Origin of the sequence: Parvularcula lutaonensis (genome assembly GCF_014651915.1) — a bacterium.
Taxonomy (GTDB): domain Bacteria; phylum Pseudomonadota; class Alphaproteobacteria; order Caulobacterales; family Parvularculaceae; genus Parvularcula; species Parvularcula lutaonensis.
Genome location: NZ_BMXU01000001.1, coordinates 1,493,971 through 1,520,137 on the forward strand (window position 1 = coordinate 1,493,971; position 26,167 = coordinate 1,520,137).

26 protein-coding genes are annotated in these 26,167 nt (G+C 62.2%); 8 read left to right on the top strand and 18 right to left on the bottom strand.

The annotated features are described in order from the left end of the window. The first annotated feature begins 48 nt into the window (after positions 1 to 48). Together hemH and IE053_RS07235 are read left to right on the top strand one after the other, a co-directional pair. A complete protein-coding gene (hemH, locus tag IE053_RS07230; RefSeq protein WP_189573929.1) occupies positions 49 to 1,086 on the top strand; it encodes a ferrochelatase in 1,038 nt (345 codons plus the stop codon). Then, positions 1,086 to 1,985: a histone deacetylase family protein gene (locus tag IE053_RS07235; protein ID WP_189573933.1), complete on the top strand. Its 900-nt coding sequence runs from the start codon at positions 1,086 to 1,088 to the stop codon at positions 1,983 to 1,985. Before hemH ends, IE053_RS07235 begins: the two co-directional genes overlap by 1 nt. 3 nt (positions 1,986 to 1,988) lie before the next feature. Here IE053_RS07235 and IE053_RS07240 read toward each other — a convergent pair whose 3' ends face one another. The 11 genes from IE053_RS07240 to hemE all read right to left on the bottom strand — a co-directional run bounded on the left by IE053_RS07240 (position 1,989) and on the right by hemE (position 12,297). Beyond that, positions 1,989 to 2,513 carry a hypothetical protein gene (locus tag IE053_RS07240; protein ID WP_189573936.1) on the bottom strand — a complete coding sequence of 175 codons (525 nt, stop codon included), beginning with the start codon at positions 2,511 to 2,513 and terminating at the stop codon, positions 1,989 to 1,991. Beyond that, positions 2,503 to 3,534: a threonine aldolase family protein gene (locus tag IE053_RS07245; protein WP_229786096.1), complete on the bottom strand. Its 1,032-nt coding sequence runs from the start codon at positions 3,532 to 3,534 to the stop codon at positions 2,503 to 2,505. Before IE053_RS07245 ends, IE053_RS07240 begins: the two co-directional genes overlap by 11 nt. Further along, positions 3,534 to 4,409, bottom strand: a complete 876-nt coding sequence (locus tag IE053_RS07250) for a ParB/RepB/Spo0J family partition protein (RefSeq protein ID WP_189573939.1) — start codon at positions 4,407 to 4,409, stop codon at positions 3,534 to 3,536. The genes IE053_RS07245 and IE053_RS07250 overlap by 1 nt, the downstream gene beginning before the upstream one ends. Position 4,410: 1 nt before the next feature. After that, positions 4,411 to 5,130 carry a ParA family protein gene (locus IE053_RS07255; RefSeq protein ID WP_189574833.1) on the bottom strand — a complete coding sequence of 240 codons (720 nt, stop codon included), beginning with the start codon at positions 5,128 to 5,130 and terminating at the stop codon, positions 4,411 to 4,413. 36 nt (positions 5,131 to 5,166) lie between these two features. Continuing rightward, the gene (gene rsmG / locus IE053_RS07260) at positions 5,167 to 5,802 is read right to left on the bottom strand and encodes a 16S rRNA (guanine(527)-N(7))-methyltransferase RsmG (protein WP_189573942.1); all 636 of its coding nucleotides are present in this window, start codon (positions 5,800 to 5,802) and stop codon (positions 5,167 to 5,169) included. Continuing rightward, entirely contained in the window at positions 5,792 to 7,660 is a 1,869-nt protein-coding gene (gene mnmG, locus IE053_RS07265; protein WP_189573945.1) for a tRNA uridine-5-carboxymethylaminomethyl(34) synthesis enzyme MnmG, read from the bottom strand. Before mnmG ends, rsmG begins: the two co-directional genes overlap by 11 nt. 9 nt (positions 7,661 to 7,669) lie before the next feature. Continuing rightward, positions 7,670 to 8,971, bottom strand: a complete 1,302-nt coding sequence (mnmE, locus tag IE053_RS07270) for a tRNA uridine-5-carboxymethylaminomethyl(34) synthesis GTPase MnmE (protein WP_189573948.1) — start codon at positions 8,969 to 8,971, stop codon at positions 7,670 to 7,672. Further along, complete coding sequence (locus IE053_RS07275; protein ID WP_189573951.1) at positions 8,968 to 9,210, bottom strand: DUF6489 family protein; 243 nt, start codon at positions 9,208 to 9,210, stop codon at positions 8,968 to 8,970. The genes mnmE and IE053_RS07275 overlap by 4 nt, the downstream gene beginning before the upstream one ends. A gap of 93 nt (positions 9,211 to 9,303) precedes the next feature. Next, a complete protein-coding gene (gene rho / locus IE053_RS07280; RefSeq protein WP_189573954.1) occupies positions 9,304 to 10,593 on the bottom strand; it encodes a transcription termination factor Rho in 1,290 nt (429 codons plus the stop codon). Between the two features lie 200 nt (positions 10,594 to 10,793). Continuing rightward, positions 10,794 to 11,243: a protoporphyrinogen oxidase HemJ gene (gene hemJ / locus IE053_RS07285; protein WP_189573957.1), complete on the bottom strand. Its 450-nt coding sequence runs from the start codon at positions 11,241 to 11,243 to the stop codon at positions 10,794 to 10,796. Positions 11,244 to 11,253: 10 nt separating this feature from the next. Then, positions 11,254 to 12,297 carry a uroporphyrinogen decarboxylase gene (gene hemE / locus IE053_RS07290; protein ID WP_189573960.1) on the bottom strand — a complete coding sequence of 348 codons (1,044 nt, stop codon included), beginning with the start codon at positions 12,295 to 12,297 and terminating at the stop codon, positions 11,254 to 11,256. 297 nt (positions 12,298 to 12,594) lie between these two features. Between hemE and IE053_RS07295 the strand changes: the two genes are divergently transcribed. From IE053_RS07295 to dnaQ, 5 genes are read left to right on the top strand one after another with little or no spacing between them, the layout of a single operon-like run. Next, a complete protein-coding gene (locus tag IE053_RS07295) occupies positions 12,595 to 13,458 on the top strand; it encodes a pyruvate, water dikinase regulatory protein (protein WP_189573963.1) in 864 nt (287 codons plus the stop codon). Continuing rightward, the gene (locus IE053_RS07300) at positions 13,455 to 14,039 is read left to right on the top strand and encodes a Maf family protein (RefSeq protein ID WP_189573966.1); all 585 of its coding nucleotides are present in this window, start codon (positions 13,455 to 13,457) and stop codon (positions 14,037 to 14,039) included. The genes IE053_RS07295 and IE053_RS07300 overlap by 4 nt, the downstream gene beginning before the upstream one ends. After that, on the top strand, positions 14,036 to 14,845 hold the full coding sequence (aroE, locus tag IE053_RS07305; RefSeq protein ID WP_229786099.1) for a shikimate dehydrogenase: 810 nt from the start codon (positions 14,036 to 14,038) through the stop codon (positions 14,843 to 14,845). Before IE053_RS07300 ends, aroE begins: the two co-directional genes overlap by 4 nt. After that, positions 14,842 to 15,465 (top strand): dephospho-CoA kinase, encoded by a 624-nt coding sequence (gene coaE / locus IE053_RS07310; RefSeq protein ID WP_189573969.1) that lies wholly within the window; start codon positions 14,842 to 14,844, stop codon positions 15,463 to 15,465. Before aroE ends, coaE begins: the two co-directional genes overlap by 4 nt. A gap of 8 nt (positions 15,466 to 15,473) precedes the next feature. Next, positions 15,474 to 16,181: a DNA polymerase III subunit epsilon gene (gene dnaQ / locus IE053_RS07315; RefSeq protein WP_189573972.1), complete on the top strand. Its 708-nt coding sequence runs from the start codon at positions 15,474 to 15,476 to the stop codon at positions 16,179 to 16,181. Between the two features lie 4 nt (positions 16,182 to 16,185). Here dnaQ and IE053_RS07320 read toward each other — a convergent pair whose 3' ends face one another. The 3 genes from IE053_RS07320 to IE053_RS07330 all read right to left on the bottom strand — a co-directional run bounded on the left by IE053_RS07320 (position 16,186) and on the right by IE053_RS07330 (position 19,782). Beyond that, the gene (locus IE053_RS07320) at positions 16,186 to 17,022 is read right to left on the bottom strand and encodes an ExeA family protein (RefSeq protein ID WP_189573975.1); all 837 of its coding nucleotides are present in this window, start codon (positions 17,020 to 17,022) and stop codon (positions 16,186 to 16,188) included. A 41-nt stretch (positions 17,023 to 17,063) separates the two neighbouring features. Next, positions 17,064 to 19,436: a tetratricopeptide repeat protein gene (locus IE053_RS07325; protein WP_189573977.1), complete on the bottom strand. Its 2,373-nt coding sequence runs from the start codon at positions 19,434 to 19,436 to the stop codon at positions 17,064 to 17,066. Between the two features lie 100 nt (positions 19,437 to 19,536). Then, positions 19,537 to 19,782, bottom strand: coding sequence for a DUF1674 domain-containing protein (locus IE053_RS07330; RefSeq protein ID WP_229786100.1), 246 nt, complete (start codon positions 19,780 to 19,782; stop codon positions 19,537 to 19,539). A 74-nt stretch (positions 19,783 to 19,856) separates the two neighbouring features. On the opposite strand from IE053_RS07330, the gene htpX reads away from it, so the two are divergent. Beyond that, positions 19,857 to 20,771, top strand: a complete 915-nt coding sequence (gene htpX / locus IE053_RS07335; RefSeq protein ID WP_189573980.1) for a zinc metalloprotease HtpX — start codon at positions 19,857 to 19,859, stop codon at positions 20,769 to 20,771. Between the two features lie 3 nt (positions 20,772 to 20,774). Here the strand turns inward: htpX and IE053_RS07340 are convergent, their stop codons facing one another. The 4 genes from IE053_RS07340 to IE053_RS07355 all read right to left on the bottom strand — a co-directional run bounded on the left by IE053_RS07340 (position 20,775) and on the right by IE053_RS07355 (position 26,144). Continuing rightward, complete coding sequence (locus IE053_RS07340; RefSeq protein WP_189573983.1) at positions 20,775 to 21,236, bottom strand: DUF4282 domain-containing protein; 462 nt, start codon at positions 21,234 to 21,236, stop codon at positions 20,775 to 20,777. Between the two features lie 78 nt (positions 21,237 to 21,314). Continuing rightward, a complete protein-coding gene (gene polA / locus IE053_RS07345) occupies positions 21,315 to 24,125 on the bottom strand; it encodes a DNA polymerase I (protein WP_189573986.1) in 2,811 nt (936 codons plus the stop codon). A gap of 53 nt (positions 24,126 to 24,178) precedes the next feature. Next, on the bottom strand, positions 24,179 to 25,480 hold the full coding sequence (locus IE053_RS07350) for a polyhydroxyalkanoate depolymerase (RefSeq protein ID WP_189573989.1): 1,302 nt from the start codon (positions 25,478 to 25,480) through the stop codon (positions 24,179 to 24,181). A gap of 91 nt (positions 25,481 to 25,571) precedes the next feature. Beyond that, the gene (locus IE053_RS07355) at positions 25,572 to 26,144 is read right to left on the bottom strand and encodes an SCO family protein (RefSeq protein WP_189573992.1); all 573 of its coding nucleotides are present in this window, start codon (positions 26,142 to 26,144) and stop codon (positions 25,572 to 25,574) included. Positions 26,145 to 26,167: the final 23 nt, after the last annotated feature.

Below are 26,167 nucleotides of genomic sequence, written 5' to 3' on the forward strand. Positions count from 1 at the left end.
CAACAAAACACTACCGCAAAGCGCCGCCGGGGGGCATGAGGCCTTCGTATGGATCACGTCACGCCCCTGACCGCAGCGCCCCAGAACCACCCGCCGATCGCGTTCGGCCGTGTTGGCGTCCTGCTTATCAATCTTGGCACGCCCGAGCACCTCACCGATGCGAGCGTGCGGGCCTATCTTGCTGAATTCCTGAGCGACAAGAGGGTTGTCGATTACCCCTCGATCCTCTGGCAGCCGGTCCTGCGCGGTATCATCCTGCGCACTAGGCCGGCGAAAACGCGGGCTGCCTACGCCAAGATCTGGGACCGCGAGACCGATGAGAGCCCCCTGCGGCGTTATACCCGCGAGCAGGCCGAAAAGCTGCGCGAGAAGCTTCCGTCGGAAATCGTCGTCGACTGGGCCATGCGCTACGGCGTGCCGGGTACTGCAGCGACGCTGCAGAAGATGCAGGATATGGGCTGTGACCGGATCCTGCTGGTGCCGCTCTATCCGCAATATTCGGCGACCACCACAGGCACGGCGTGCGACGCGGCCTTCGCCTGGGCACAGAAACAGCCCTGGCAGCCGGCCCTGCGCGTGATGCCTGCCTTCCACGACAATCCGGGCCTGATCGCGGCGCTGGCAGGGCTATGCCGCGCCCATGTGACCGAGAAGACCGAACGGGTGATCCTCTCCTTCCACGGCCTGCCCGAGCGCTATTTCAAGCAAGGCGACCCCTATCACTGCCACTGCCACAAGACGGCGCGGCTGATGCGCGAGGCGCTCGGCTGGTCCGAGGAGTTCGCGCCTGTTGCCTTTCAGTCGAAGTTCGGGCCGGAGAAGTGGCTCGAGCCTTCGACTGAGAGCCTCGTCATCACGGCCGCCGAGGAAGGGCTCACGAATATTGCCGTGGTGACGCCGGGCTTCGTTTCGGACTGCATCGAGACGCTCGAAGAGGTCGGCATCGGACTTGCCGAGACCTTCGAAGAAGCGGGCGGCGAGACCCTGACCGCGATCCCCTGCCTCAACAGCTCCGACGCCTTTATCGATGTCTTGAACGGGCTGGTCCGGCGCGAGCTTGGCGGCTGGATGCCGTCAGAAAGCTGATGATCTTCTTTACGGCGCAGGACTTCAATCTCGACCTGCCCGACGGGCACCGCTTCCCGGGGCACAAATACCGGCTGCTCGAAGAGAAGCTGGTGCGCGACGGGACGCTGGCGCCCGATCAGTTGCGCGAGTCCCCCGTCGCCTCTGACGGGGTGATCCTTTCGGTGCATACGGAGAAGTATCTCCGCTCGCTCGAGGACGGGACGATCGAGCGCGCTGCCATGCGCCGGATCGGCTTTCCGTGGTCGGAGCAGATCCCCCGGCGCGGAAGGCGAACCGTCGGCGGCCAACTGGCAGCGGCCCGGCAGGCGCTGCGGGTCGGGCTCTCAGGCCAGCTCGCAGGCGGTACGCACCATGCGCATCCGGACTTCGGCTCGGGCTACTGCATCTTCAATGACCAGGCCGTCGCGGCAACGGTATTGCTTAGTGAAGGGGCGGTCGACCGGATCGCGATTGTCGATCTCGACGTGCATCAGGGCGACGGCAATGCGGCTGTCCTTGCCGATAACCCCAATGTCCTGATCCTCGACGTCTTTGGCGAGAAAAACTTCCCCTTCCGCAAAGTGCCGAGCGATATCGATGTTCCCCTCCCTGACAATTCCGAGGATGGGCTGTTCCTGAGGGCCATAGACGAACGCCTGCAGGATATCTGGGCGTTCAAGCCTGACCTCGTTCTCTACCAGGCGGGCGTTGATCCGCTCAAGGAGGATAAGCTCGGACGGCTGGACATCAGCTTCGAAGGCCTGCGCGCGCGGGACGAAATGGTGCTGGAAGGCTGCCGACGCCGCGGTATCCCCTGCTCCATGGCGATCGGTGGCGGCTACTCCATGCCGATCGAGCACACGGTCACGGCCTATGCAGGAACCTATGAGGTGGCAAAGGACGTGTACGGATGGTGAGCTCTATCGCTTGCGTCGCCTCACGTACCAAAATGCTCGCACGATGACATACATGAATGGCAGAGCGGTCATTAGCATGATTGCCTGAAGGCCCAACTCGGTCGCAGCAACGAGTGGTATCATACGGGATGACAGGGCAGTTAAACCCACGAGCACAAAGAAGTCCGTAAGCAGGCTTTTGCGCGCTGCTCGCTCTCCCAATTTATCATCCGTGTGTTGATGGCTGTCCGCTTCTGAATCGGGTACGACCTCTGACTGAGCACCAAAAGCCTGCTCATTCTGTTGCTTGAGCCAACGCGCCCCGTAGAGGATGCCAATCACGGCTGGCGTTCCGAACCAGATGATGACGAACAACCAAGTCGGGACCATCGGCCCGATGGGCGTGAACGCCCAGACTACGAAAATGACCGGCATGATCGCGAAAAGCCGCACGCTGCGATACATGCTGTCAGCGTAGTTTCGCCAGCGCCTCGCACCGGGCTCGCCGATCGTTCGCTTGCGATACCAGATCGGCCCTTCAGAGGGCACGCTTCAGTGCCTCGACCTGCTCGCCCGTCGTCTCCCAGCTGGTCACGAAGCGGCGGGCCTCGCCTGCATAGGGATCGCCCGGCTGGACCCAGTCGTAGAACTCGGCGCCAGCGTCGCGGAGAGACTTTGCACGGTCATGGGGCATGCGGACGAAGAGCTCATTGATCTGCGGCTCAACGAGCACTTCGCAATCATCAGTCGCGGCGAAAATGTCCGCTACCTCCGCGCATTTCGCCCTCGCCTCTTCGGCCAATGAGAGCCAGAGTCCTCCGCCGAAATAGGCAGGCCACTGGGCGGAGAAGAACCGCTGCTTGGACGTGCCGAGCCCTGCCCGCTTGCAGCGGTAGGTCAGCTCCTCCGCGAGGCCTGTGTCAAAGACGACAACCGCCTCCGCCTGCAAACAGCCATTCTTGGTCGCGCCGAGCGAGAGGATGTCGACCCCTGCTTTCCAGGTCAGCTCGGCCGGCGTCGCGCCCGAGGCGTTGACCGCGCCGGCAAAGCGCGCGCCGTCCATATGCATCTTCATGCCGTATTGGTCAGCGACGTCCCTCAAGGCACGGATTTCCACGGACGTGTAGACCGTTCCCCACTCCGTCGCCTGGGTCAGGCTCAGGACGGAGGGTTTCACCCGGTGCGCCATCGGCGGATCGTAGGGCGCCATAGCCTCGCGCACGCTCTCGGGCGTCAGTTTGCCAAAGGCCCCTGCCGCAGGAATGACTTTCGCGCCGCCGGTATAGAATTCGGGCGCGCCGCACTCGTCGATGAGGATGTGCGCATGCTCGTGGCAGATCGTGGCCCCAAAAGGTTGCGTCAGCAGGCTGAGCGCAATGCCATTGGCCGCCGATCCCGTGGGCACGAAAGCGAGCGCGGCTTCCTTCTCGAAGATCTCGGCAAAAAGCTTCCGCACACGGTCCGTTAGCTCATCATTGCCATAGGCCGGCGCGAACCCGCCATCGGCAGCAGCGATCGCCGCCATGATCTCTGGATGCACCCCGCCCCAATTGTCCGAGGTGAACAGCATCAGATCGACGAACCCATCAGTCTACGGCAGATATCGTCAAGCTGGTCGAGATTGTCATATTTGAGGACGACCTGCCCTGCCCCGCCCTTCCCCTTGCGCGTGATATCGACATCCAGGCCGAGGGACTCGCGCAGGTCCTGTTCCAGCGCACGGGTGTCCGCATCCTTCGTTGCCTTCTGGATCGCCTTCGCCACTTTCTCGGTGCCCTGATCGTTCGCGGGCTTCTGGACCAGGCGCTCGGTTGCGCGGACGGATAGCCCGTCCTTCACCACCTTCTTTGCCGCTGCCAACGGGTCGTCAGCAGCCAGCAAAGCGCGTGCGTGGCCCATCGATAGCTCACCCGCCATCACCATGCCGCGAACCTCCGGCGGCAAGGCCGTCAGGCGAAGCATGTTGGACACATGGCTGCGGCTCTTGCCGACCGCCTCGGCGATCTCGGAGGCTTTCTTCCCGTACTGATCGGTCAGCCGCTGATAGGCATCCGCCTCTTCCATCGGATTGAGGTCGACACGCTGGACGTTCTCGATGAGGGCGATCTCAGCCGAGACCCCCTCCTCCACATCCTTGACGATCGCTGGAATGGTATGGAGCCCGGCGCGTTGGGATGCGCGCCAGCGACGCTCGCCTGCGATCAGGATGTATTTACCCGGAATGGCATCCTTGCGGACAAGGATCGGCTGGAGGACGCCGCGCGCTTCGATGGAGGACGCGAGTGCCGCCAGCTCTTCTTCGTCAAACTGCTTGCGCGGCTGGTCCTTGTCCGGCGCGATATCGGCAATATTGATCTCCGACGGGCGATGCTTGGGCTGACTGTCTGCCTGCGGAACATCACCGAGGATCGCTTCGAGACCGCGGCCGAGACCTTTCTTTGCCATCTTACGCGGCCCTTTCCCGGCCGATCACTTCGCTGGCAAGCTGGACATAAGCCTGGCTGCCTGCGCATTTGAGGTCATAGAGGAGGGCGGGTTTGCCGTGGGACGGCGCTTCGGAAATCCGGACATTGCGCGGGATCGCCGTGCGGTAGACCTTGTCACCGAGATGGGCACGGACATCCGCCTCCACGTCAGCGCTCAGATTGTTCCGCCGATCATACATGGTGAGAACCACACCCTGCAACTCGAGCTGTGGATTAAGACGTGCACGAACGGTTTCGATCGTACGCATGATCTGGCTCAGTCCCTCGAGCGCGAAAAACTCGCATTGAAGAGGGATCAGCACGGCGTCCGCCGCCGTCATCGACCCGACAGTCAGAAGGCCGAGGGAAGGGGGGCAGTCGATGAGCACATAGGTGATATCGGGGCACTCAGCAGCGAGCCTGTCGATGGCTCGCTTCAGCCGATAATGACGCTGTGGGTCATCGAGCAGATCGATATCAGCTCCGGCCAGCTCCATACCCGCTGGCGCGACGAAGAGGCGGGGGACCGATGTCTTCTTGAGGATCGAGGAGAGGGGAACATCATCAACGAGCGCGTCATAGGTCGTACCCGTGCGCTCCGAAACGCCGACGCCGAGACCGGTCGAGGCGTTGCCCTGGGGATCGAGGTCAAGAATGGCGACGGTCTCGCCAACCGCGGCGAGGGCCGTCGACAGGTTGATCGCTGTGGTCGATCGCGAGAACCCGCGGTTTGCTCATCACTTCCTCTTTGGATCGCGGATCAGCAGGATCCGGGCGTCAGGATCGGTCTGACTGGCCATACTTTCGAGATCAAAGGACCATCGTTCGCGCGCTTCGTCCACTTCTTGTTGTGCACGCTGCCCCTTGGGAAAGATCATCGTCCCACCCTCGGCAAGACGGGGAACGGCAAAATCCAGCAGGCCGGGCAGGGCGGTTACGGCGCGGGCGGTGATGGTATCGAAGCGGTCATGCTCCGGAAAGTTCTCCACACGCCGATTGCTGACAATGACGTTGCGAAGACCCGTGCGCTCAATCACGCGCTGCAGGAACGCCGCTTTCTTTCCCACGCTGTCGCAGAGTGACAGCCTGAGGGCAGGGACCCGGTCAGCGGCAAGAATGGCGAGAACCATGCCTGGAAATCCGGCGCCCGAGCCAAAGTCAAGGAGGCGCCGGGCGCTGTTGGGCAGCAGGGCCCAGAGCTGGGCGCTGTCTGCGTAGTGCCGCTCCCAACGCTCGGGCAGGCTTCCGCGCGCGACAATGTTGGTGTGCGCTGCTGTCTCGATCAGCTCAGCATCATAGGCACGAAACCGGGCCCGCTCCTCAGGACTGGCGTCGATATGGGCGAAAAAGGCTTCTGCGGAATCAAGCGACACGATCGAGCTTCTTGAGATGAATGGCGAGAAGAGAAAGAGCAGCAGGCGTCATGCCCTCGATGCGAGCAGCTTGCCCCAGATTCTCCGGCCGCGCCTGCGCAAGACGTTCCTTGATCTCACTGGAAAGGCCACCCAGCGCCCTGAAGTCAAAGCCTGAGGGAATCGCAAGCCTTTCGTCGCGCTTGAAGGCTTCGATGTCAGCATGCTGGCGCTCGAGAAAGCCCGAATAGGTCGCATCCGCTTCGAGCTTCGCCCGCTCGTCATTGCTCGCTTCGGCCAGGCGCGGGAAGTGTTCCGTCAGCTCGTCATAACTGGTGCCCGGAAGGGAGAGAAGGGTGAGGACAGACCGATGGCGGCCATCCTGCTTCACGCTGAGACCCATCTTTGCCGCTTCATTGGGTGTGACAGTCGTTTCCTCTGCCCATTGTCGCAGGGCGTTCCAGCGCTGCTGTTTCACGTGAAACGCTTCGGCCCGCTCCTCCGAGACAATTCCATGAGCTTCGCCAAGCGGGGTCAGCCGATCGTCAGCATTGTCGGCCCGCAGGGACAGACGATACTCCGCCCGCGACGTGAACATGCGATAGGGCTCTGAAACCCCTCGCGTAATGAGATCGTCTATGAGAACACCAATATACCCTTCGCTGCGATCCATAACGAACGGGTGAGCCTTGTCCCCGATCGCAGCATTGACCCCGGCAACCAGGCCTTGGGCTCCTGCCTCTTCATAGCCCGTGGTGCCGTTGATTTGCCCGGCGAGAAAAAGGCCCGGTAGGGCCTTTACCTGCAACCGCCGGTCCAAGGCGCGCGGATCGACGTAATCATACTCGATCGCGTAGCCATGCTGCTTGATGGTGACATCCTCCAGTCCAGGGATCGTCCTTATCAGAGCGTCCTGAACGTCGGCGGGCAGGGACGTCGAGATCCCGTTCGGGTAAACCGTGTCGTCTTCCAAACCTTCCGGCTCGAGAAAGATCTGATGGCTCTGCTTGTCCGCAAAGCGGACGATCTTGTCCTCGATCGATGGGCAGTATCGAGGACCCTTCCCCGCAAGAGCGCCGGAATAGACCGCTGATTTCCCGAGATTTTCCCTGATAATGGCGTGAGTCCGCTCATTGGTCGCGGTGATGCCGCATGCAATCTGCGGAACCTCGATCTTTCGCGTGAGAAACGAAAACGGCACCGGCTGATCATCGGCAGGTTGCATCTCAAGGCCCGACCAATCGATAGTCTCGCCGTCCAGACGGGCGGGCGTGCCGGTCTTTAGCCTGCCTAATGGCAATTCCATTGCTTCCAGGCGCGCACCAAGACGGTTGGCGGGGGATTCGCCAATCCGGCCTGCGGGGATTCGTTCGTCGCCGCGGTGGATCACGCCCCGCAGAAAGGTCCCGGTCGTCAGCACAACTGCGTCGGCTTCGATCGCGTGGCCATTGTCGAGAATGACTCCGCGGCAAACCCCATCCCGGACGACCAGATCCTCCACCGCGCCTTCAACGACTGACAGGCCCTCTTGCTCCTGGATGAATCGCTGGATCGCCGCGCGGTACAGGGCTCGGTCTGCTTGGGCTCGCGGACCCCGAACAGCAGGCCCTTTCGACCGGTTGAGAAGGCGGAATTGGATGCCCGAAACGTCAATCGCCCGGCCCATGAGGCCGTCGAGCGCGTCGATTTCCCTCACCAAATGGCCTTTTCCGACCCCGCCGATGGCCGGGTTGCACGACATCTCGCCGATCGTGCTGATTTTGTGCGTAACGAGAAGAGTGCTCGCCCCAGCCCGCGCTGCGGCTGCGGCAGCCTCGCATCCAGCATGCCCGCCGCCTATGACGATGACGGTCCGATCCTTGGCTTCCGCGCGTTTCACGTGAAACACCTATTTCCCAATGCAGAAAGAAGAAAAGATATCGTCCAGGATGTCGTCGGGCGCAATACGTCCGGTCAACTCTTCAAGTCGTGTCGAAGCGGCCCGAAGCGCCTCGGCGCCCATCTCGGGAGCGATCTGCGCAACATGCTCGAAGCGATCGAGCTCATCCAGAGCTCGCAGAAGGAGAGCCTGTTGCCGTTCCGTCGCCGCGAGGCCCGGGGCGGCAACCTCGTTGAGGTGAGCGACCAGCTTCCCGTGAAGCCTCTCTATCGTTTCGGGTGAATGAACGCTCACAGCCTCGCTATCGGAAGCCTGAACAAGATCGGCTTTGGTCCGAACGACGATATCACCTTCACGGGAATGGGCGGCGAGCCATTCCGGAAGCGGGTCTTTTCCGGCAGGAAAGCACAACAGACGGAGATCCGCATCCTTGGCGGCTGAACGCGCCCGCTCGATTCCTTGCGACTCGACGGCCGACGCCGTCTCGTCCCTCACGCCGGCCATATCCAGGAAGGTCACGAGATGCCCACCGATCTCGACACGATGAGAGACAATGTCGCGCGTGGTTCCCGCCTCATCCGAGACGATCGCGCGGTCTTCCCTGACCAACGCATTGAATAGCGTGGATTTTCCAGCGTTGGGCGGCCCGAGCAACGCCACCTTCACGCCGTCCGACACCCTTCGCGTACGAGAAAATGAAGCGACGGTCTCTGCGATGGATGCACGAACCGACTCGACGAAGGGCTGCGCACCGGCCGCGATCTCACCGGGCACGTCTTCTTCGTCGGGAAAATCGACCGCTGCGTCGAGCTTCGCCATGGCCCGGACGAGATCAGCCCGCCACTGGTCCGCCTGGTCACGCAAGCTGCCACGGTAATGGGCCATGGCCTGCCGGTGCTGGAGCAGCGTTTCGGCCTCGAGTAGGTCAGCGAGCCCCTCGGCCTGAGTCAGGTCGAGCTTGCCGTTCGCAAAAGCGCGCGTGGTGAACGCACCGGGTCCCGCGGGCTCTAGGCCCAGCGCTATAAGCTCATCCGAGAGGCGGGCCTCCACCGCCGGTGATCCGTGCAGTTGCAGCTCCACCACATCTTCGCCGGTGAAGCTGTTCGGAGCAGGAAACCAGAGTGCGAGCCCGTCGTCGATGAGCTCGCCCTGCCTGGAACGGACGAAAACGCGCTTGGCAAAGCGGGGCTTCGGAAGGTTTCCCGTCAGTTTTTCAAGGGTTTGCCCCGCTAGCGGGCCAGAAATCCGGAACACCGCAACGCCACAGCGCCCTTGGCCCGAGGCCCGGGCAAAAATCGTCGAGGCGCTCAATCCTTGTCCTGAGCTTTCAGCGCCTGGGCCATCATCGCCTGCATCGCTTCGAAGGATTGTCCCCCGGCAAGCATGGCCCTCTCCCAGAAACGGGCAGGATCGGAGAGGGTGTCGATATTCTCCTCCATCCGTGCCTTCAGGGAGTCCGTCATCACCTGGTTCACAGCCGTAAGGTCGGGCAGGCCGAGAAAGGTCCGGGCCTCCTCCGGGGTGCAGTCAATGTCGATCGTGATCTTCATCCCCTCGGCAAACGCTCCTCGGCTTTCCAAGTCAAGACAAGAAAAAAGCCGCCCGGCGAAGGGCGGCTTTGTGAATCAGCGCGTGGCTGCCTCTTAGGTGTTCATCGAGTCGAAGAAGTCCTTGTTGGTCTTCGTCTGACGGAGTTTCTCGAGGAGGAAATCGATCGAGTCCTGCGGGTTCATCGGCGACAGGATGCGGCGGAGAACGAAGATTTTCGCAAGCTCGTCCTTCGGGACGAGGCGGTCCTCGTTCCGGGTCCCGGACTTGGCGATGTCGATGGCCGGGAAGACGCGCTTGTCGGCCACCTTCCGGTCCAGGACGATTTCGGAGTTACCCGTGCCCTTGAACTCCTCGAACACAACCTCATCCATGCGCGAGCCAGTGTCGATGAGAGCCGTCGCGATGATGGTCAGCGAGCCGCCCTCTTCGATGTTCCGCGCGGCACCGAAGAAACGCTTTGGCCGTTGCAATGCGTTGGCATCGACACCGCCGGTGAGAACCTTGCCGGAGCTCGGCACGGTCGCGTTGTAAGCTCGGCCCAGGCGGGTGATGGAATCGAGCAGGATGACGACATCGCGACCATGCTCGACCAGGCGTTTCGCCTTTTCGATCACCATTTCAGACACTTGAACGTGGCGCGTGGCAGGTTCGTCAAAGGTCGAGGAAACGACCTCACCTTTGACCGAGCGCTGCATGTCCGTCACTTCCTCCGGGCGCTCATCAATGAGAAGCACGATGAGGTAGCATTCGGGATGGTTCGCCGTGATCGCGTGGGCGATGTTCTGCAGAAGGACCGTCTTACCTGTCCGTGGCGGCGCCACGATGAGTGAGCGCTGGCCTTTGCCAATCGGCGCGACGATGTCGATCACCCGGTTGGAGAGGTCCTTCTTTTCTTTCGACTTCAGTGTCTCTTCCGAGATCACCTCCATATGGAGGCGCTCGTCCGGATAGAGCGGCGTCAGGTTGTCGAAATGGACCTTGAGCCGGGCCTTTTCGGGCTCTTCGAAATTGATGGTGTCAAGGCTGGTGAGGGCGAAGTAGCGCTCGCCTTCCTTGGGGCTCCGGATCTCGCCGAAGACGGTATCACCCGTCTTGAGCGTGTATTTCCGGATCATCTGCGGTGAGACGTAGATGTCGTCGGGGCCGGCGAGATAGTTCGCGTCCGGTGAGCGGAGGAAACCGAAACCGTCGGGCAGGATCTCGAGAACGCCCGAGCCCTTGATCTCGACTTCTTCGTCGGCAAGCTCACGCAGGATTGCGAAAAGGAGGTCCTGCTTGCGCAGCGCGGAGGCGTTATCGACGCCAACCTCTTCGGCGAAGCTGACGAGGTCCTGCGGGGTTTTTTCCTTGAGCTCGTCAAGGGTGATGCGTTCGGGAAGCATAGGGGGTCCACGGAAAGGAGCGGCCAGAACGGCGCTATGGACTAAACGAGGGGAAATGACACGGCGAGGACCGCCGATAACGTTGAGTTAGTGTCCGCTTACCCGTCCGTCAACCTTGGCGCGCCTGCCAAGAAGCGCTCATGCGGTGTGCTGCGCGACCATTCCGCGAAGTCGCCCGTCGAATGCGCAGGGCAAGCGCATCACTGCATGAGCGGCTTCAGGATCACCATAAAGACGATGATGGCCATGAGGCCAAACGGGATCTCGTTGGCCACGCGCCAGAATTTCTCGCTGCGCGGTTTCTCTCCGGCAGCGAACTTCTTGCGGCTGGCGGAAAGAAAGCCGTGGAAGCCCGACAGGATGATGACCGCCACGAACTTGATGATGAACCAGCCATCATTACCCCAATCCGGCATCGCCGCGACCATCAGCAGACCGAACACCCACGTCGCGATCATCGCCGGGTTCATGATGAGCTTGAGAAGCTTCTTCTCCATCACCGTGAAGAGGCGCGCAGCTTCACCGTTCGGCTCCGCCTGGAAATGGTAGACGAAGAGCCGGGGCAGGTAGAGAAGCCCCGCCATCCACGCCGTGAAGGCGAGGATGTGGAACACTTTCAGCCAGTTGTAGAAGGGTGCGAGCCAGTCCATTTTGCGGGCCTTAGTCGCCCCGGACGATCTTGACCACCTCTGCGACATGTTCAGGCGGCGTTTCGGGCACGAAACCATGCCCGAGATTCAAGATATACGGGACGCCGTCGAAGGTTTTCACCAGATATTCGACGGCCTCGCGCATGGCCTTACCGCCTTCGACCACGAGAAGCGGATCAAGACCGCCCTGGAGCGCGACATGGGGGGACAGGGTCTTCTTCGCCCACTCCATCGGCATTTGCGTGTCCATCGCGAGCCCCTCGAAACTGCCTTCGATGGCCACTGCCTCGTAGAGCGCGCCCGCGCCCTTGGGGAAGTAGAGGATCGGCACATCCGTCTTCTCGCGCACCCGGCGGGCGATCTCCATGTTGGCTTCAAGGCACAGCTCCCGGAAGACGTTCTCCGGCAACCCCGCGGCCCAGCTGTCGAAGAGTTTCAGCGCATCCGCGCCGGCCTCTGCCTGGGCGATCAGGTAGTCGGCGGTGGCGCTGACCAGCATCGCCATCAGGTCCCGGACCATTTGCGGTTCGCGATAGAAGAGCTGGCGCGCCGCGGAGGGGTCCTTCGTCCCCTGACCGTTGATCATGTAGGTGGCCACCGTCCAAGGAGAGCCGGCAAAGCCGATCAGCGTCTTGTCATCATCAAGACCGGCCCGGACCAGCCGGACCGTTTCATAAACCGGCGAAAGCCGCTCCGCCGCCTTGTCGGCCGAGAGCGTCTTCATCAGGTCCGCACTGACCACAGGTTCGAGCTTCGGACCTTCGCCCTTCACGAAGCGCACATTCTGGCCCATGGCATGAGGGATCAGGAGGATGTCGGCGAAAAGGATGGCCGCATCCATACCGAAGCGCCTGATTGGCTGCAGCGTCACTTCCGCTGCGTCTTCAGGCGTGAGGCAGAACTCGATGAAGCCCGGATGCCTCGCCCGGACATCCCGGTACTCCTTCAGATACCGACCAGCCTGACGCATGAACCAGATGGGGGGGCGGGATTGAGGATGGCCATGGAGGACCTGAAGGAGGGGCTGGGAGCCCCCAGAAACTGAAGAAACCAAAGTTTGAGTCCGAGTCTATTGGTGGGGGAAACTGTGGGTAATCCCTCGTAGGGCCACTTTCCAACAAATTTCACAGGATAGCGAGCGAATGGGGAAATCCGGTTTCCACCGCCGTATGGCCAGCGGAATCGCTGTCCAGAAAAAGTTACCAAAGTCTTAACCCGGACATACCCCGGCAGTACCGGGGGAAAACTTTTTGCCGGGGAAAACCGGCAAAATCTGAGGCAAAGGTGGATGACCTTCCCGCCGGGTCGGGGTATGGGCGAAAGTCGTAGGTTATGAACAACTGGTTGACGGATGGATCAGGCGGCGAGGGCTGACAAGACGAAAGCCGCGCGGCGGACTTTCTTTCACGTGCATCTCGTCTCCGACTCGACGGGCGAGACGCTCAGCACGCTGCTGAAATCGGTGGCAGCGCGATTTCCTTCGGCCAAACCTCTCGAGCACGTCGCGTCCCTGGTGAGGAGCCATACCCAGCTTGACAGCGTTCTTGCGCGGATCGAACAGGCGCCGGGTCTTGTCATGTACACCGTCGTCGATCCCGGTATGCGGCGCCGCCTCGAAGTGAAGTGTGCGGAGCTTCAGGTCCCCGCGATCTCCTGTCTCGATCCGCTTCTCAATGCCTTCGCGGATTATCTCGGTCTCGAACAGACTCGTCAGGCGGGGATGCAGCACGAGCTCGATGAAGACTATTTCCGAAGGATCGGCGCGATCGATTTCACCCTCGCCCATGATGACGGCCAGAACACCTGGAACCTCGAGGCGGCGGATGTCGTCCTTGTGGGGGTGAGCAGGACCTCGAAGACGCCCACCTGCATGTATCTGGCGAACAAGGGCATCAAGGCCGCGAACGTCCCCTTGGTCCCCGGCGTTGATCCTCCCCCGGAACTTGAGAAGCTGCGGAAGCCCCTGGTCGTCGGTCTGACCGCGAACCCTGACAGGCTCGCTGCGATCAGGACTTCGCGCCTGTCGAATCTCGGATCGGAAGACCGCGCGCAGAGTTACACCGACGGCGCCGCCGTGCGCGACGAGGTAACGAAGGCCAAGCGTCTATTCGTCAAGAACGGCTGGCCGATGATCGACGTGACCAAGCGGTCCGTCGAGGAAACTGCAGCCAAGATCCTGACATTGCTGAGTATTCGCCGGGGAGGGGAAGGATGACCGACATCGTCCTCGCATCAGGAAGCCGCTCGCGCCGCGAGATCCTCGAGCGTGCGGGCATCCCGTTCCGGGTCATGAGGCCCGATGTCGACGAAGACGCGCTTAAACTTCAGCTTACTGAGAAGTCCCCCGCCGATCTCGCCATTGCCCTAGCCGAAGCGAAGGGGCTGTCCCTTGACCTGCCCGGCGCGATCGTGATCGGTGCGGACCAGGTTATGGAGTTCGAGGGCCAGCCATTCGACAAGCCCGGATCGATGGATGAGCTCCGTTCCCGGCTACTCGATATGGCGGGCAAGCCGCACCACCTGCGGGGCGGCGTGATCCTGGTGCGGAATGGATCCGTCATCGAAAGGATCCGCGAAACATCCACCCTCTGGATGCGGAACGTTTCCAGGAGCGAAGTCGATAGCTATCTGGAGACGGTTGGAGAAGACGTGCTCTCCACCGTCGGCGGCTACATGCTGGAAGGCTTGGGCGTACGTCTTTTCGACCGGGTCGACGGCGATTTCTTCTCCATTCTCGGCCTGCCGCTTTTTCCTGTTCTCCGTGTCCTGCGTCGTGAAGGAGCGATTCCCTGGTGATCCGCGCCGGTGTCATTGGCCACCCTGTCAGCCACAGCCTCAGCCCACGGATCCATAACCGCTGGTTCGAGGAAACCGAGATCGACGGCCGCTACGAAGCGATTGATGCCCGGCCCGAGGATTTCGTCGAAGCCGTGAGGCGCGCAGCCGGTGATGGCTTCGTCGCGCTGAATGTTACCATTCCGCATAAGGAAAAAGCGCTGGAGATCGCCGATGAGGCGAGCCCTTCGGCGAGGGCAATAGGCGCCGCGAACCTCCTTGTTTTCAGGGACGGCAAGATCTTCGCCGAAAATACCGACTGGTGCGGATTTGCCGAGGCGGTGGAGCGTGAGGGCGGTTCCCTGGCAGGGGACACTGCGGTCGTTCTTGGCGCGGGCGGCGCCGCGGCGGGCATCCTTTATGCGCTGCAGGATTTCGAGAACGTTTTGCTTGCGAACCGAACCCGAGCGCGGGCAGAAGCGCTCGCGGGGCGCTTTCCCAATGTGACGGTCGTCGATTGGGAGAAGAAGCTCGAGCTCGGTGCGACGGAATCGGGGCTCTTCGTCAACACGACCAGTCTTGGCATGGCGGGCTACCCGACCCTCGGCATGATCCTTGGCGATCCAGGACCGGCAATGGTGGTCGATATCGTCTATGCACCGATGGAGACCAAGCTGATCCGCGCCGCCCGGAAGGCGGGCAAGCCCGTCGCCAACGGCCTGTCCATGCTGGTCTGGCAGGCGGTGCCGAGCTTCGAGGCTTTTGCCGGTATTCCGCCGAAGCGCCCGGCGGCAACGCTCGCGGATCTCGAGGCGGAGCTGTCATGATCGTCGTCGGCCTCACAGGCTCCATCGGCATGGGCAAGAGCACCACGGCGAAGATGTTCGCCGATGCCGGCGCGGCCGTCTGGGATGCAGACGCTGCGGTGCACAGGCTTTATGCCCCCGGCGGCAAGGGGGTAGAGGCGGTGCTCTCGATCTTTCCCGAGGCTCGTAGCGAAGAGGGTGGCGTCGATCGCGCGAAGCTTTCGGCACTCACCCTCGGTGCCCCCGACCGTCTGAAGCGGCTTGAGGAGATCGTTCACCCCCTCGTGCGTGAGGACCAGGCCGCCTTCCTCAAATCTGCCGAAGAGGACGGTGCCGAGATCGCCGTTCTCGACATCCCCCTTCTCGTCGAAGGCGGGATGCAGGACCTCTTCAGGGAAGTGGTCGTAGTCACCGCCGATCCGGAAGTCAGGCGCCGGCGCGTGCTGGCCCGACCGGGCATGACCGAGGAGAAGCTCGACGCCATCCTCGCACGGCAGGCTCCGGAGGAAGAGCGCTTGCGGCATGCGACCTTCACTGTCCGCACTGATGCCGGGCTTGATGCTGCACGGGCTGAGGTCGAAGCCATCATGGCGGCACTTCGGGAGAAGTACGGGCTTTCCAGCCAGTCCGAACAGGGGTGATATCCACCATGGTCCGGCAAGTCATTTTCGATACCGAAACAACTGGTTTCTCACCACAGGACGGTGATCGTCTCATCGAGATCGGCGCGATCGAAATGATCGATGGCAACCTGACGGGTGAAAGCTTCCACCGCTACGTCAATCCCGAGCGCGACGTGCCGATGGAGGCCTATCGGGTGCACCGGATCTCGACGGAGATGCTGCAGGACAAGCCGCTCTTCAGGGACCCTTCGGTTGGCGAAGCGTTTCTCGCTTTCATCGAGGGGGCGGAGCTGATCGCCCACAATGCGCCTTTCGATGTCGGTTTCATCAATGCCGAACTCGACATTGCAGGGCTTCCCGCGCTGACGAACAAGGTCATCGACACGGTTCCGATGGCACGGCGGAAGTTTCCTGGCGCTCCTGCATCTCTCGATGCGCTCTGCCAGAGGTTCGGCATCTCCAAGGCCGAGCGTGACGAGAAGGGCCACGGCGCGCTTCTCGACGCTGAACTCCTCGCGAGGGTCTATATCGAGCTGACCGGCGGTCGGCAGGCGAGTTTCCTGTCTGCATCGACGTCTTCCCGGTCCGCGCCCGGTGACGCGGGCGGCGATCGCGCCGTCACCTACCAGCGCCCGCGCCCGCTGCCTCCGCGCATCACCGATGAGGAAAGGGCGGCCCACAGGGCCTTCATCGAAGAGCTGGGCACGCCGATCTGGGCCAAGCTCCAGGGTTGAGGGGTCAGAGGCCGCTGGGGGGATCGACCTTCAGGATGCCATGCTGCTCCCGGTCGCGGATGACCCGTTTCACGATGTCTTCGGAAACCTGGTTCTCGCTGGCGGCGAAGGCGTAGACCATCGCCGTATCGGCAAGGATATTGATCTGCCGCGGGATACCGTTCGAGGCATCATGGATGCGGTCGACGGCTTCGGGAACGAAGATCTGCGGATTGCCGCCGGATGCAGCAAGGCGAGCGCTGATATAGTCGCCCGTCTCGTCCCGGTTGAAGGCACGGAGATGGTAATGGGCCACCACGCGCTGCCTGAACTGCGCAAGCTGCGGCATGTTGAGAAGCGCACCGAGCTCGGGTTGGCCGAACAGCACGAGCTGCAAGACGGGCCGTCCGCCTGACTGGCGTTCGGCAAGGACCCGGATCCGCTCGAGAAGGCGCGCTTCGAGAAGCTGGGCTTCGTCGATGAACAGGACGGCCTTGCGCCCCGCATTGCGGTTCTGGGCGAGGAACTTGTCGAGCTGGCTCAGGGACTGGCTGGCCGAGTTCGACTTCGTTTCGATTCCGAAGCCGTAAAGGATCCAAGCCGCAACATCGTTCTCATAGCCGATGTCGCCGGTCAGCGCTCCAAAGCGGTTGCCGTCACGATGCCGGCGGGCCAGGTCGTGCAGCAGGGTGGTCTTGCCCGAGCCGATTTCACCGGTGATGACCACGGTGCCATTGCCCGAGGTCAGGCCATAGGCAAGCATGGTCCGGGCCATCTTGTGGCCGTCGGACCAGAACAGCATGTCCGGCTCCGGATGGCTTGCGAAGGGTTTCCTCGAAAGCCCGAAATGCTTCTCGTACATCGTGTCCCCTCGGCGTTACGCCCGAGTTTGCCCTGCGGCGTTTACAGTTCGGCGATAGCCGCCTTGATGGCCTCTTCGCTGACCACGTCGGTCTTGCCGGGAGCTTCCAGCGCCTTTTCGAAAGCAGCCCGCGCAGTTTCCGTATCCCCATTTGCGGCGGCGATCACGCCCCGATGGTAGAAGATTTCGGCGTTCGGCGTATCGGTGCGGGCAGCGATTTCGCTGTATTCGAGAGCCTTCTCCAGCTCGCCGTTGCGGTAATAGGCCCAGGCCAGCGTGTCCGCGAGGAAGGGCTGCTCTGTGCCTTCGAAACGTTTGGCGATTTCGAGCGCCTGGGCTGGGTCATCGTCGAGATCAAGCATCAGGGCTGCGAGATTGTTCGCGGCAAGGTCGCCGAGCTGCTCGTCTTCGTAGAGCGTCATCAGGACATCCCGCGCGGCAGCGCGATCGTTCTCATTCAGGAGCTGGTTGGCGCGCAGCAGGCGGAGGGTCGTCGTGTCCTCCGCTTTCTCGATGCCCTCGAGGATGGCCTGATTGGCCGCTTCTTCCTGCCCCTGGGCAATCAGGGCGTTGTAGAGGATGACATAGAGACCTTCCTGTTCCGGGAAGGCGTCGACCCCGCTCCGGGCCGCCTCCGCAGCGGCATCGACGTTGTTCTGGCTCGTCTCGAACTGGCTCAGCAGGACGAAGCTGTCCGGGTATTCGCCACGGGCGGCCTGTGCCTGAAGGAATTCGCGCAGCTCGTCCGTCCGCCGGAGCTGCGACAGCGCCTGGGCCCGGATGCGGATCGCCTGCGGGTCGTTCTGGCCGTCCTCGGGCAGGCGATCGAGTTCTGCAAGCGCATCTTCGTACCGCTGCTGCTGCATCAGCGAAGCCGCGAGAATGCGGCGCGCGTCGACATCGTCCGGGTCCGCGCGAAGCAGCGAACGGGCCACGACCTCGGCTTCATCGGCCCGGTTCTGCGCGACGAGGACGCGGGCGCTTTCGCGCTGGATCTGGGGCGTCGCGTCCGGCGTCTGGGCGAAGCGAAGGGTAAGGTCCGAAGCCTCGTCGGTCTTGCCGTTGCGCAGGAGCATCGCCCGGTAGGCCTGGAACAGGTTCGGCGACAGCCCGATCCGGTCGATGGCCTGGGCGAGCTGGGCTTCGGCAAAGGGCGCGCGGCCATTCTCTTCGTAGGCAAGGCCGAGAAGGATCAGGGCCGCTTCATTGTTCGGATCGCCGTTCAGGGCGGTGCGCAGTGTTTCGATGGCCGGCTCGACGTCGCCCTGTGCAAGCTGGATCTTGGCCTTGAGGGTGAGGGCCTTGGGGTCTTCCGGGTCCGTCTCGAGGACATCTTCGGCATACCGGCTGGCCTCGTCGAGATCGCGGCGGGCAAAGGCGCGCTCACCAAGGTCGACCTTGGCCTGGTTGCGGATCTCCAGGGGGCGCTCATCATCATTGGCAAGGCGTGTCAGCTCTTCGAGGCAGCGTTCGTCCTCGCCAATCTCGCAGAGGAAGGCCGGGACGGCGAAGACAAGGTCCGTGTCCGGATACTGAGCGACGAGTTCGCGCAGCTCGGCCTCGGCGGTGGCATCGTCCTCTTGCTCGCGGATGATGCCAATAAGGCGACCGACGGCCTCGGTCTGGTCCTCGAGAAGCGGGATCGCCGCCTCGAACTGCTTCCGGGCACCATCGAGGTCGCCCCGGGCGGTGATCAGGAACTCGCCATAACGCTGACGGTAGAAACCGTTCTCAGGGCTTGCTTCGACAAGGGCCGCGAAGGTTTCGTCCATTGCCGTGATGTCCTGACGGCGCTGGGCCAGCAGCAGCTTGACCACCAGCAGGGCCTCGGAATCCGGCTCTGCCGCGAGGCCCTCGTCGATGATCGCCTGAGCCCGGTCGAATTCCTCGTCACGGACATAGCGCGCGGCGAGGAGGTTGCGGACCTCGACATTGTCCGGGTCCGCGGCGAGGGCCTTTTCAAGGGTCTCGCTCGCCTCGTCGAGATTGTTCTGGAGCACAAGAGCCGCGCCCTTGACGGTCAGCGCCTCGATATTGTCGGGCTCCGCTGCAAGCACCTGGTTCGCCCGTTCGAGGGCGTCATCAGGCTCGCCAGCGAGCAGGTTGAGCCGTGCGATCTTCGCGATCGCCTCGTAGTTGTTCGGCTCGAGGGTGACGAGACGCTGCAGGAACCGAAGCTGGTCGCCATAGCGCTCCTGACGTTCGGCCACCTCGGCGGCACCGCGCAGGGCAACGACATTGTTCGGGTCGTTCTGCAGGGCGTTCTGGAATTGGAGCTTGGCCCGCTGGAGCTGTCCCTCATCGAGATAGTCTTGCGCGTTTTCTGCGAAACGGACGGCCTTGTCCTCGCCGCTCTCACAGGCGACCAGGGCCAGCGCAGTGAGGGACGCGCCGAGCAGTTTCCAGGTTTTCATCGCTTTACCATCCGGTTTCAGGTGTCTTCGACCAAGACTGACAGCAGGTCTCATGCCGCTCTTGGCTGATTTTGCAAAGGTTTCGTTATAGTCGGCTGCATCAGCTGAAGTCGTAGGCCCTGCCACCCTTTTCCCAGTCGCCATAGCGCGTGGGTTCGGCCTTTCTGTCACCGCCATTGACCTCTTTCGGCACATCGGCACGGGCATCGATCGCATCGCGCCGGGCACGGGCCTCCCGCAGGATCTCGATCTCCTTGTCCGTCAGCTTCCGGCCGTTCGCGAAGAGGGGAATCCCGTCTTCGGTCTTGGGCACGGGTTCCAGTTCCTTGTCGCCAGTATCGGTCACGGTTGCGTGTTCCTCTTCAAACAGCGGCGCGGAGAACTAACCTAGCGTCGAGAGATAAAGACACCATCAGACCAATGAACGCAAATTTCCGCACCCTCGTCCTGATGGCCCTGATGACGGCGATCTTCGGCACCGTCGGTGCCCTGATCGGTGGCAGGGGCGGCATGATCCTCGCGCTTGCCTTCGCCGCGGCGAGCAACCTTTACGCCTATTGGAATGCCGACAAGATCGTCCTGCGCATGTACCGGGCGCGGGAAATCGGTCCCGACGAACCGGATCCGCGCCTCCGGCGCTTTGCCGAAGGGGTGGCTGGCCTCGCTGCAAGGGCAGGTCTGCCGACGCCGAGGACCTACATCATCGACCAGGCCCAGCCCAATGCTTTCGCTACCGGAAGGAACCCCCAGAATGCTGCTGTTGCCGCGACGACGGGGCTGCTGGAAACCCTCACGGAAGAAGAGGTGATGGGCGTCATGGCCCATGAGCTCGCCCATGTCATGAACCGCGACACGCTGACCATGACGATGACCGCGACGCTCGCCGGTGCGATCTCGGCGCTTGCCAATTTTGCGATGTTCTTCGGTGGCAGGCGGGACGAGGGCGTCAACCCGATCGCCATGATCGCCATCGTGCTGCTGGCCCCGATTGCCGCGAGCCTCGTCCAGCTGGCGATCAGCCGGACGCGTGAATACCAGGCGGACAGGATCGGCGCGGAGATTTGCGGTCGTCCCGACTGGCTCGCTTCGGCGCTCGCAAAGATCTCCAGCAAGGCAGCGCGGACGCCAATGCCGCTGGCGGAGCGCAATCCGGCATCGGGCCAGATGATGATCGTCAATCCGCTATCGGGCGGCGGCGTCTCAGCCCTGTTCTCGACTCACCCGCCGGTTGAAGACAGGATCCAGAGGCTCCTCGCCATGGCGAACGGCGGTGGACACCCGTCGGTCCCGCCGCAGCGGGCGCGCCCGGCACCGCAGCGCGGCCCTTGGGGTTAGCCCCTATTCCTTCTCGGTCGTTTCGCCCTCGGAACCCTCTTCCTCCGTCTTTTCGGACGTCGGTTCTTCGGCATCATCATCAAGGTCGTTGGCCACTTCGGCGCTCGGTGTCTTGAGGGTCGGTGCCGCCGCCGGAGGGTGCGACGGAGCGTTGAGGCCCGAGCTCATCGTGTCGCCGTCGCGGATGCCCGAGCGCAGGTGATCGTCGATGGACAGCACCGCCATGATGAGCTCCGCGCCGACACGCAGCAAAAGCAGGGAGACAATGAACTCGAGCGGGATACGCACGACGAACTTGCCGAGTCCCAGCCAGAACTTGCCGCCGAACATCTGGCCCACGGCGACGCCGAGGTCATAGAGCGTCGTCATCATGAGCAGGAACAGGAGGACGTAATAGACGAACTTCACGAGTCCGCGCCCGAGGTGCTCCTCGAAGCTCAGGAAACGGCCGATCAGTTCAGACATCGCGATACTCCTCGTTCGGTTCCGCTGCGCTAGCGGCTTGCGCTGGCCGGTGGAAGCCCCCGCCCGCTGGATCACGCGTCAGTGGGCTTCTTCCCAGTTGGGCGCGGCATTGGCGTCGACCTCAAGGGGGACCGAGAACTCCGCAGCAGGCGCCGCGGCATTCTCCATGACCTCCTTCACCACCGCGCAGGTTGCCTCCGCCTCGTCCTCCGGGCATTCGAGGACAAGCTCGTCATGCACCTGGAGCAGCATCCTCGCGCCGAGACCTGCCTCCTGGAGGGCTGGGGGCACACGGACCATGGCGCGCTTGACGACATCCGCTGCGGTGCCTTGGATCGGCGCGTTGATCGCCTGGCGTTCGGCAAAGGCGCGCATGTTGGGCTGCTTGGCGTTGATGCCTGGGATATGGGTTTTCCGCCCAAAGACTGTCTCGGTGTAACCGTTCTCTTTCGCCGCGGCGACTGTCTCGTCCATGTAACGGCGGATGCCCGGGAACTTCGCGAAATAGCTGTCGATGTAATCCTTCGCCACGCTGCGGTCGATGCCGAGGCGCGACGATAGTCCGAAGGCGGAAATTCCGTAGATGATCCCGAAATTTATCGTCTTGGCGGAGCGGCGGAGATCCGGTGTCACGTCATCGAGCGGCACGCCGAACACCTCCGATGCCGTCAGCGCGTGGACGTCGATCCCTTCGTTGAAGGCCCGCGCCAGCTCCGGGACGTTGCCGATATGGGCAAGGAGGCGAAGCTCGATCTGCGAGTAGTCGGCGGAGACGATCAGGTTCCCTTTCTCCGCGATGAAAGCGCGCCGGATCTTGCGTCCTTCTTCAGTCCGTATCGGGATGTTTTGCAGGTTGGGATCGTTGGACGAGAGCCGGCCGGTGTTGGTGGATGCCAGCGAGAAGCTCGTATGCACCCGGCCCGTCTCGGGATGAATGGCCTCGACAAGGGCATCGGCATAAGTCGATTTGAGCTTTGACATCTGGCGCCAGCCGAGAACTGCCTTGGGAACCTCGTGGCCCTCGGCAGCGAGCTCCTCGAGAAGATCCGCACCCGTGGCCCAGGCGCCGGTCTTTGTCTTCTTGCCGCCGGGTAGCCCGAGCTTGCCGAACAGGATTTCGCCGATCTGCTTGGGCGAGCCGAGATTGAATTTTTCGCCGGCCGCCTCGTAGGCCTCTTGTTCATACATCGCCATCTTCTGGGCGAACTCTGAGGAAAGACGGGAAAGCTCGTCCCGGTCGACCTTGATGCCCTCGCGCTCCATCCGGGCAATGACGGGAACGAGGGGGCGTTCGATGCGTTCGTAAACGGTCAGCATACTGTCTTCAAGCAGTTTCCTGCGGAGGACAAGGCCCAGGCGCTGGGTCACATCGGCGTCCTCGGCCGCGTATTTCGTCGCATCGGGTATCGGGATCTGGTCGAAGGTCTTCTGTTTCTTGCCCTTGCCAGCAAGATCCGTAAACGGAATGCAAGTATGGCCGAGGTGGCGCTCGGCAAGCTCGTCCATGCCGTGGCCACCTTCGCCGCATTCGAGGACATAAGACATCAGCATGGTGTCATCCACGGGCGAGAGCGTCGCCCCGTGGCGCGCGAGCACAACGAGGTCGTATTTGAGGTTCTGGCCAACCTTGACCACCGAAGGATCGGTGAAGATTCCCTCGAGGGCTTCGAGCACTTCGTTCGTGTCCAGTTGTTTCTCATCGCTCGCGTCACCGAGATCGAGACCATCCGCACCATGAAGAAGCGGCACATAAACCGCATCGCCCGGCGCCGCTGCGAGGCAGATGCCCACGAGTCGCGCGCGCATCGCGTTGAGGCTGTCGGTCTCGGTGTCGGCCGCGAGGGTTCCGAACTCATAGGCCCGATCAATGAACGCCCTCAGGTCTTCCATCGTGAAGATCGCCCTGTAGGCCGACGGGTCGATCTTGTTATCGAGTTCTTTCATCGCCGGGTTCCCTTCGCCGGAGGAGGCCTCGATCCCGCCGTCGTTTCGTACCCGGTTCGTCAGTGTGGTGAGTTCCATCTCTTCGAGGAAGTCGACCAGCTTCTGGTGGTCGAACTCTGCGACACCGAACTCTTCGGGGTCCTCGAGGCCGTCCATATGGGCATCGAGGGTGACGAGCTTCTTCGACATCAGCGCATCGTCGGCGAAGGCGATCAGGTTTTCGCGACGCTTCTTCTGCTTGATGTTCTCTGCATTGGCGAGCAGTTCTTCGAGCGTTCCGTACTCGTTGAGAAGCTGGGCGGCTGTCTTCGGGCCGATGCCCGGAACGCCGGGAACATTGTCGGTGGAGTCCCCCATCAGGGCCTGCAGGTCGATCATCTTCTCGGGGCCGACGCCGAACTTCTCGATCACCCCTGCGGCGTCGATGATCTTGTTCTTCATCGGGTCGAACATCACGACCTTGTCGTTCACAAGCTGGGTCAGGTCCTTGTCCGAGGAGACGATGACGACTTCCGCACCCTTCTCCGCCGCCATCCGGGCATAGGTGGCGATGATATCGTCTGCCTCGAAGCCTTCTTCCTCCTTGCACGGAAGGCCGAAGGCGCGTGTCGCATCGCGAATGAGTGAGAATTGGGGCCGAAGGTCCTCCGGTGGCTCGTCTCGGTTGGCCTTGTAATCCGGATAAAGATCGTTGCGGAAGCTGTAGCCCGAATGGTCGAAGATGACCGCGAAGTGAGTGGGCGTGCCGATATGCTCGACCGCATCGTTGCTGGCATCGGACAACAGCTTCCACAGCATGTTGCAGAAGCCCGACACCGCACCAATGGGCAGGCCGTCGGACTTCCTCGTCAGCGGCGGCAGCGCATGGAAGGCGCGGAAGATATAGGCGGAGCCATCGACAAGGTAGAGACGGCTGTTCTCGTTCAGGGGGGCGTGCTTCGGCATGGCCGCGTCTCTAGCGGTCCTTGGCCGAAGTCACAAAGGAAACGAGCGGTGCGTTACGCCGCGCCGACGACCTTGAGGGCGTGCCCCTTCTGGCTCTCGCGCTCTTCTTCGGGGTCGAAGCGATCGGCGATGAACTTGGCGAGGCGCGGCTGGATTTCGTTTCGCCACTTCTTGCCGTTGAAGACGCCGTAGTGCCCCGCGCCCTTCTGGATGTAGTCGAGCTGGTCCTTGGCCGGAATGTTCGTGCAGAGATCGTGGGCGGCCTGCGTCTGGCCGATGCCCGAAATATCGTCCAGCTCGCCTTCGACGGTCATCAGCGCAATATCCTTGATCGCCGACGGGTCCACAACTTTGCCATTATGGGTGAAGAGACCGCGCGGCAGCAGGTACTCCTGGAAAACGTCGTGGATGGTCTGGAGATAGAACTCCGCCGTCATGTCACACACTGCGAGATACTCGTCGTAGAAGACCTCGTGTTTCTTGGCCGCGAAGTCGTCACCCTGCAGGATGTTGGCGTAGTAGTCGAAGCTCGCATTCACGTGCCGCTCCATGTTCATGGACATGAAGCTGAAAAGCTGGATGAAGCCCGGATAGACCCGCCGCGTGAAGCCTGCATAGGGGGCCGGCACGGTCTGGATCATGTTCTCCTCGAACCACTCGAAGGCTTTCTGCTCGGCCAGGAGGTTCGTCACCGTCGGCGACTTCCGGGCGTCGATCGGGGAGCCCATGAAGGTCATCGAGCGCGGGCGGGCCGGATCGTCCTCGGCCGCCATGACCGAGCAGGCCGCGAGCAGCGGCGGACCCGGCTGGCAGACGGCCATGGTATGGCTGCCCGGACCGATCATGCGAATGAACTCGATCAGGTAATCGATATAGGTGTTGAGGTCGAAACGGCCGAAGATCACCGGAACGTCGCGGGCGTCTGTCCAGTCGGTGATAAACACCTCATGGCCCGGCAGCATCGCCTCGACGGTGCCGCGCAGCAGTGTCGCATGGTGCCCCGACATCGGTGCAACGATGAGGACGCGCGGTTGGGGTTCAAAGCTTTTGATTGTCGCAAGAACATTCGGATCGCGACGGAAACGAAGCAGGCGGCCAAAGGGTTTCTCGAGCACTGTCTCGACAGTGACAGGCACCTCGACGCCCTCGATTTCGGTCGTGGGCAAACGCCAGTCCGGCTTGCCATAGCGGCGCGTGGCCATCTCGAAGACGTTATGGCCGGCGATGAAGGCCCGGCTCGGCCAGCTGTCGCGGGCGATGTTGGCAGGATTGTCGACCAGGCTCGCGGTTGCACGGGCCATCTGCCTGACCGGTGCCATCAGCTGGTGTGCCGCTTCGTAAGCCGAATAGATCATATCAAACCTCGGGTGCCTGATGCTCTGGATGTGCGATGCAACACGAGAACGCAGAATTCCGCAATCTTTATGAAGGTCGCGTGAACAACAGCTAGAGGCGGGCCTTGATCCGCGCGGCAATGACCGCAGGGTCCATGTCGTCATTGAAGGCAACGATTGGCTGCCCCGAGGCGTCGGTCAGGAAGAAAAGCGACTGATGGTCAACGGTATAGCCGACAGCACTGTCCTTGAGGGGCACCTTCGCGGCAAAAACGCGCATCCGGTTGCGGGCGTCCTTCAGCTCCTCCTCGCTTCCTGTGAGGCCGAGGATCCTCGGATCGAAGGAAAGATGCGCGCGCAGCCGCTCGGCGGTGTCCCGCTCGGGATCCACCGTAATGAAGAGGGGTTGCACGTCGCCCGCATCGCGTCCCAGCTGGTCGAGGGTCGCCGTCATCACGCCCAAGGCTGCAGGACAGACATCAGGACAACTCGTGAAGCCAAAATAGATCAGCATCGGTTTGCCCTCGAAACGTTCGTCGCTAGCAGGTTCGCCATACATGTCGATAAGGTCGAACTCAGCGGAGAAGGCTTCGTTGAGCTCGATCTCGCCGCGCGGCGGGGTGTCCTCGGTGCAGGCTGCTGCAAGAAGGAAGAAGGCGGGGATGAGATAATTCGTCCTGATCATGGGTCTTCTTATAAGCATCGCGC

Excerpts from the sequence above, each read along its gene's own strand:
- hemH (WP_189573929.1), top strand. The coding sequence starts at position 49 with ATGGATCACGTCACGCCCCTGACCGCAGCGCCCCAGAACCACCCGCCG.
- rho (WP_189573954.1), bottom strand. The coding sequence starts at position 10,593 with ATGCTTCCCGAACGCATCACCCTTGACGAGCTCAAGGAAAAAACCCCG.
- IE053_RS07350 (WP_189573989.1), bottom strand. The coding sequence starts at position 25,480 with ATGATCTATTCGGCTTACGAAGCGGCACACCAGCTGATGGCACCGGTC.
- IE053_RS07355 (WP_189573992.1), bottom strand. The coding sequence starts at position 26,144 with ATGATCAGGACGAATTATCTCATCCCCGCCTTCTTCCTTCTTGCAGCA.
- IE053_RS07245 (WP_229786096.1), bottom strand. The coding sequence starts at position 3,534 with ATGCTGTTCACCTCGGACAATTGGGGCGGGGTGCATCCAGAGATCATG.
- IE053_RS07320 (WP_189573975.1), bottom strand. The coding sequence starts at position 17,022 with ATGTACGAGAAGCATTTCGGGCTTTCGAGGAAACCCTTCGCAAGCCAT.
- htpX (WP_189573980.1), top strand. The coding sequence starts at position 19,857 with ATGAACGCAAATTTCCGCACCCTCGTCCTGATGGCCCTGATGACGGCG.
- coaE (WP_189573969.1), top strand. The coding sequence starts at position 14,842 with ATGATCGTCGTCGGCCTCACAGGCTCCATCGGCATGGGCAAGAGCACC.
- IE053_RS07250 (WP_189573939.1), bottom strand. The coding sequence starts at position 4,409 with ATGGCAAAGAAAGGTCTCGGCCGCGGTCTCGAAGCGATCCTCGGTGAT.
- IE053_RS07300 (WP_189573966.1), top strand. The coding sequence starts at position 13,455 with ATGACCGACATCGTCCTCGCATCAGGAAGCCGCTCGCGCCGCGAGATC.
- IE053_RS07340 (WP_189573983.1), bottom strand. The coding sequence starts at position 21,236 with ATGTCTGAACTGATCGGCCGTTTCCTGAGCTTCGAGGAGCACCTCGGG.
- IE053_RS07235 (WP_189573933.1), top strand. The coding sequence starts at position 1,086 with ATGATCTTCTTTACGGCGCAGGACTTCAATCTCGACCTGCCCGACGGG.
- dnaQ (WP_189573972.1), top strand. The coding sequence starts at position 15,474 with ATGGTCCGGCAAGTCATTTTCGATACCGAAACAACTGGTTTCTCACCA.
- polA (WP_189573986.1), bottom strand. The coding sequence starts at position 24,125 with ATGCCGAAGCACGCCCCCCTGAACGAGAACAGCCGTCTCTACCTTGTC.
- hemJ (WP_189573957.1), bottom strand. The coding sequence starts at position 11,243 with ATGGACTGGCTCGCACCCTTCTACAACTGGCTGAAAGTGTTCCACATC.
- IE053_RS07325 (WP_189573977.1), bottom strand. The coding sequence starts at position 19,436 with ATGAAAACCTGGAAACTGCTCGGCGCGTCCCTCACTGCGCTGGCCCTG.
- IE053_RS07275 (WP_189573951.1), bottom strand. The coding sequence starts at position 9,210 with ATGAAGATCACGATCGACATTGACTGCACCCCGGAGGAGGCCCGGACC.
- IE053_RS07295 (WP_189573963.1), top strand. The coding sequence starts at position 12,595 with ATGGATCAGGCGGCGAGGGCTGACAAGACGAAAGCCGCGCGGCGGACT.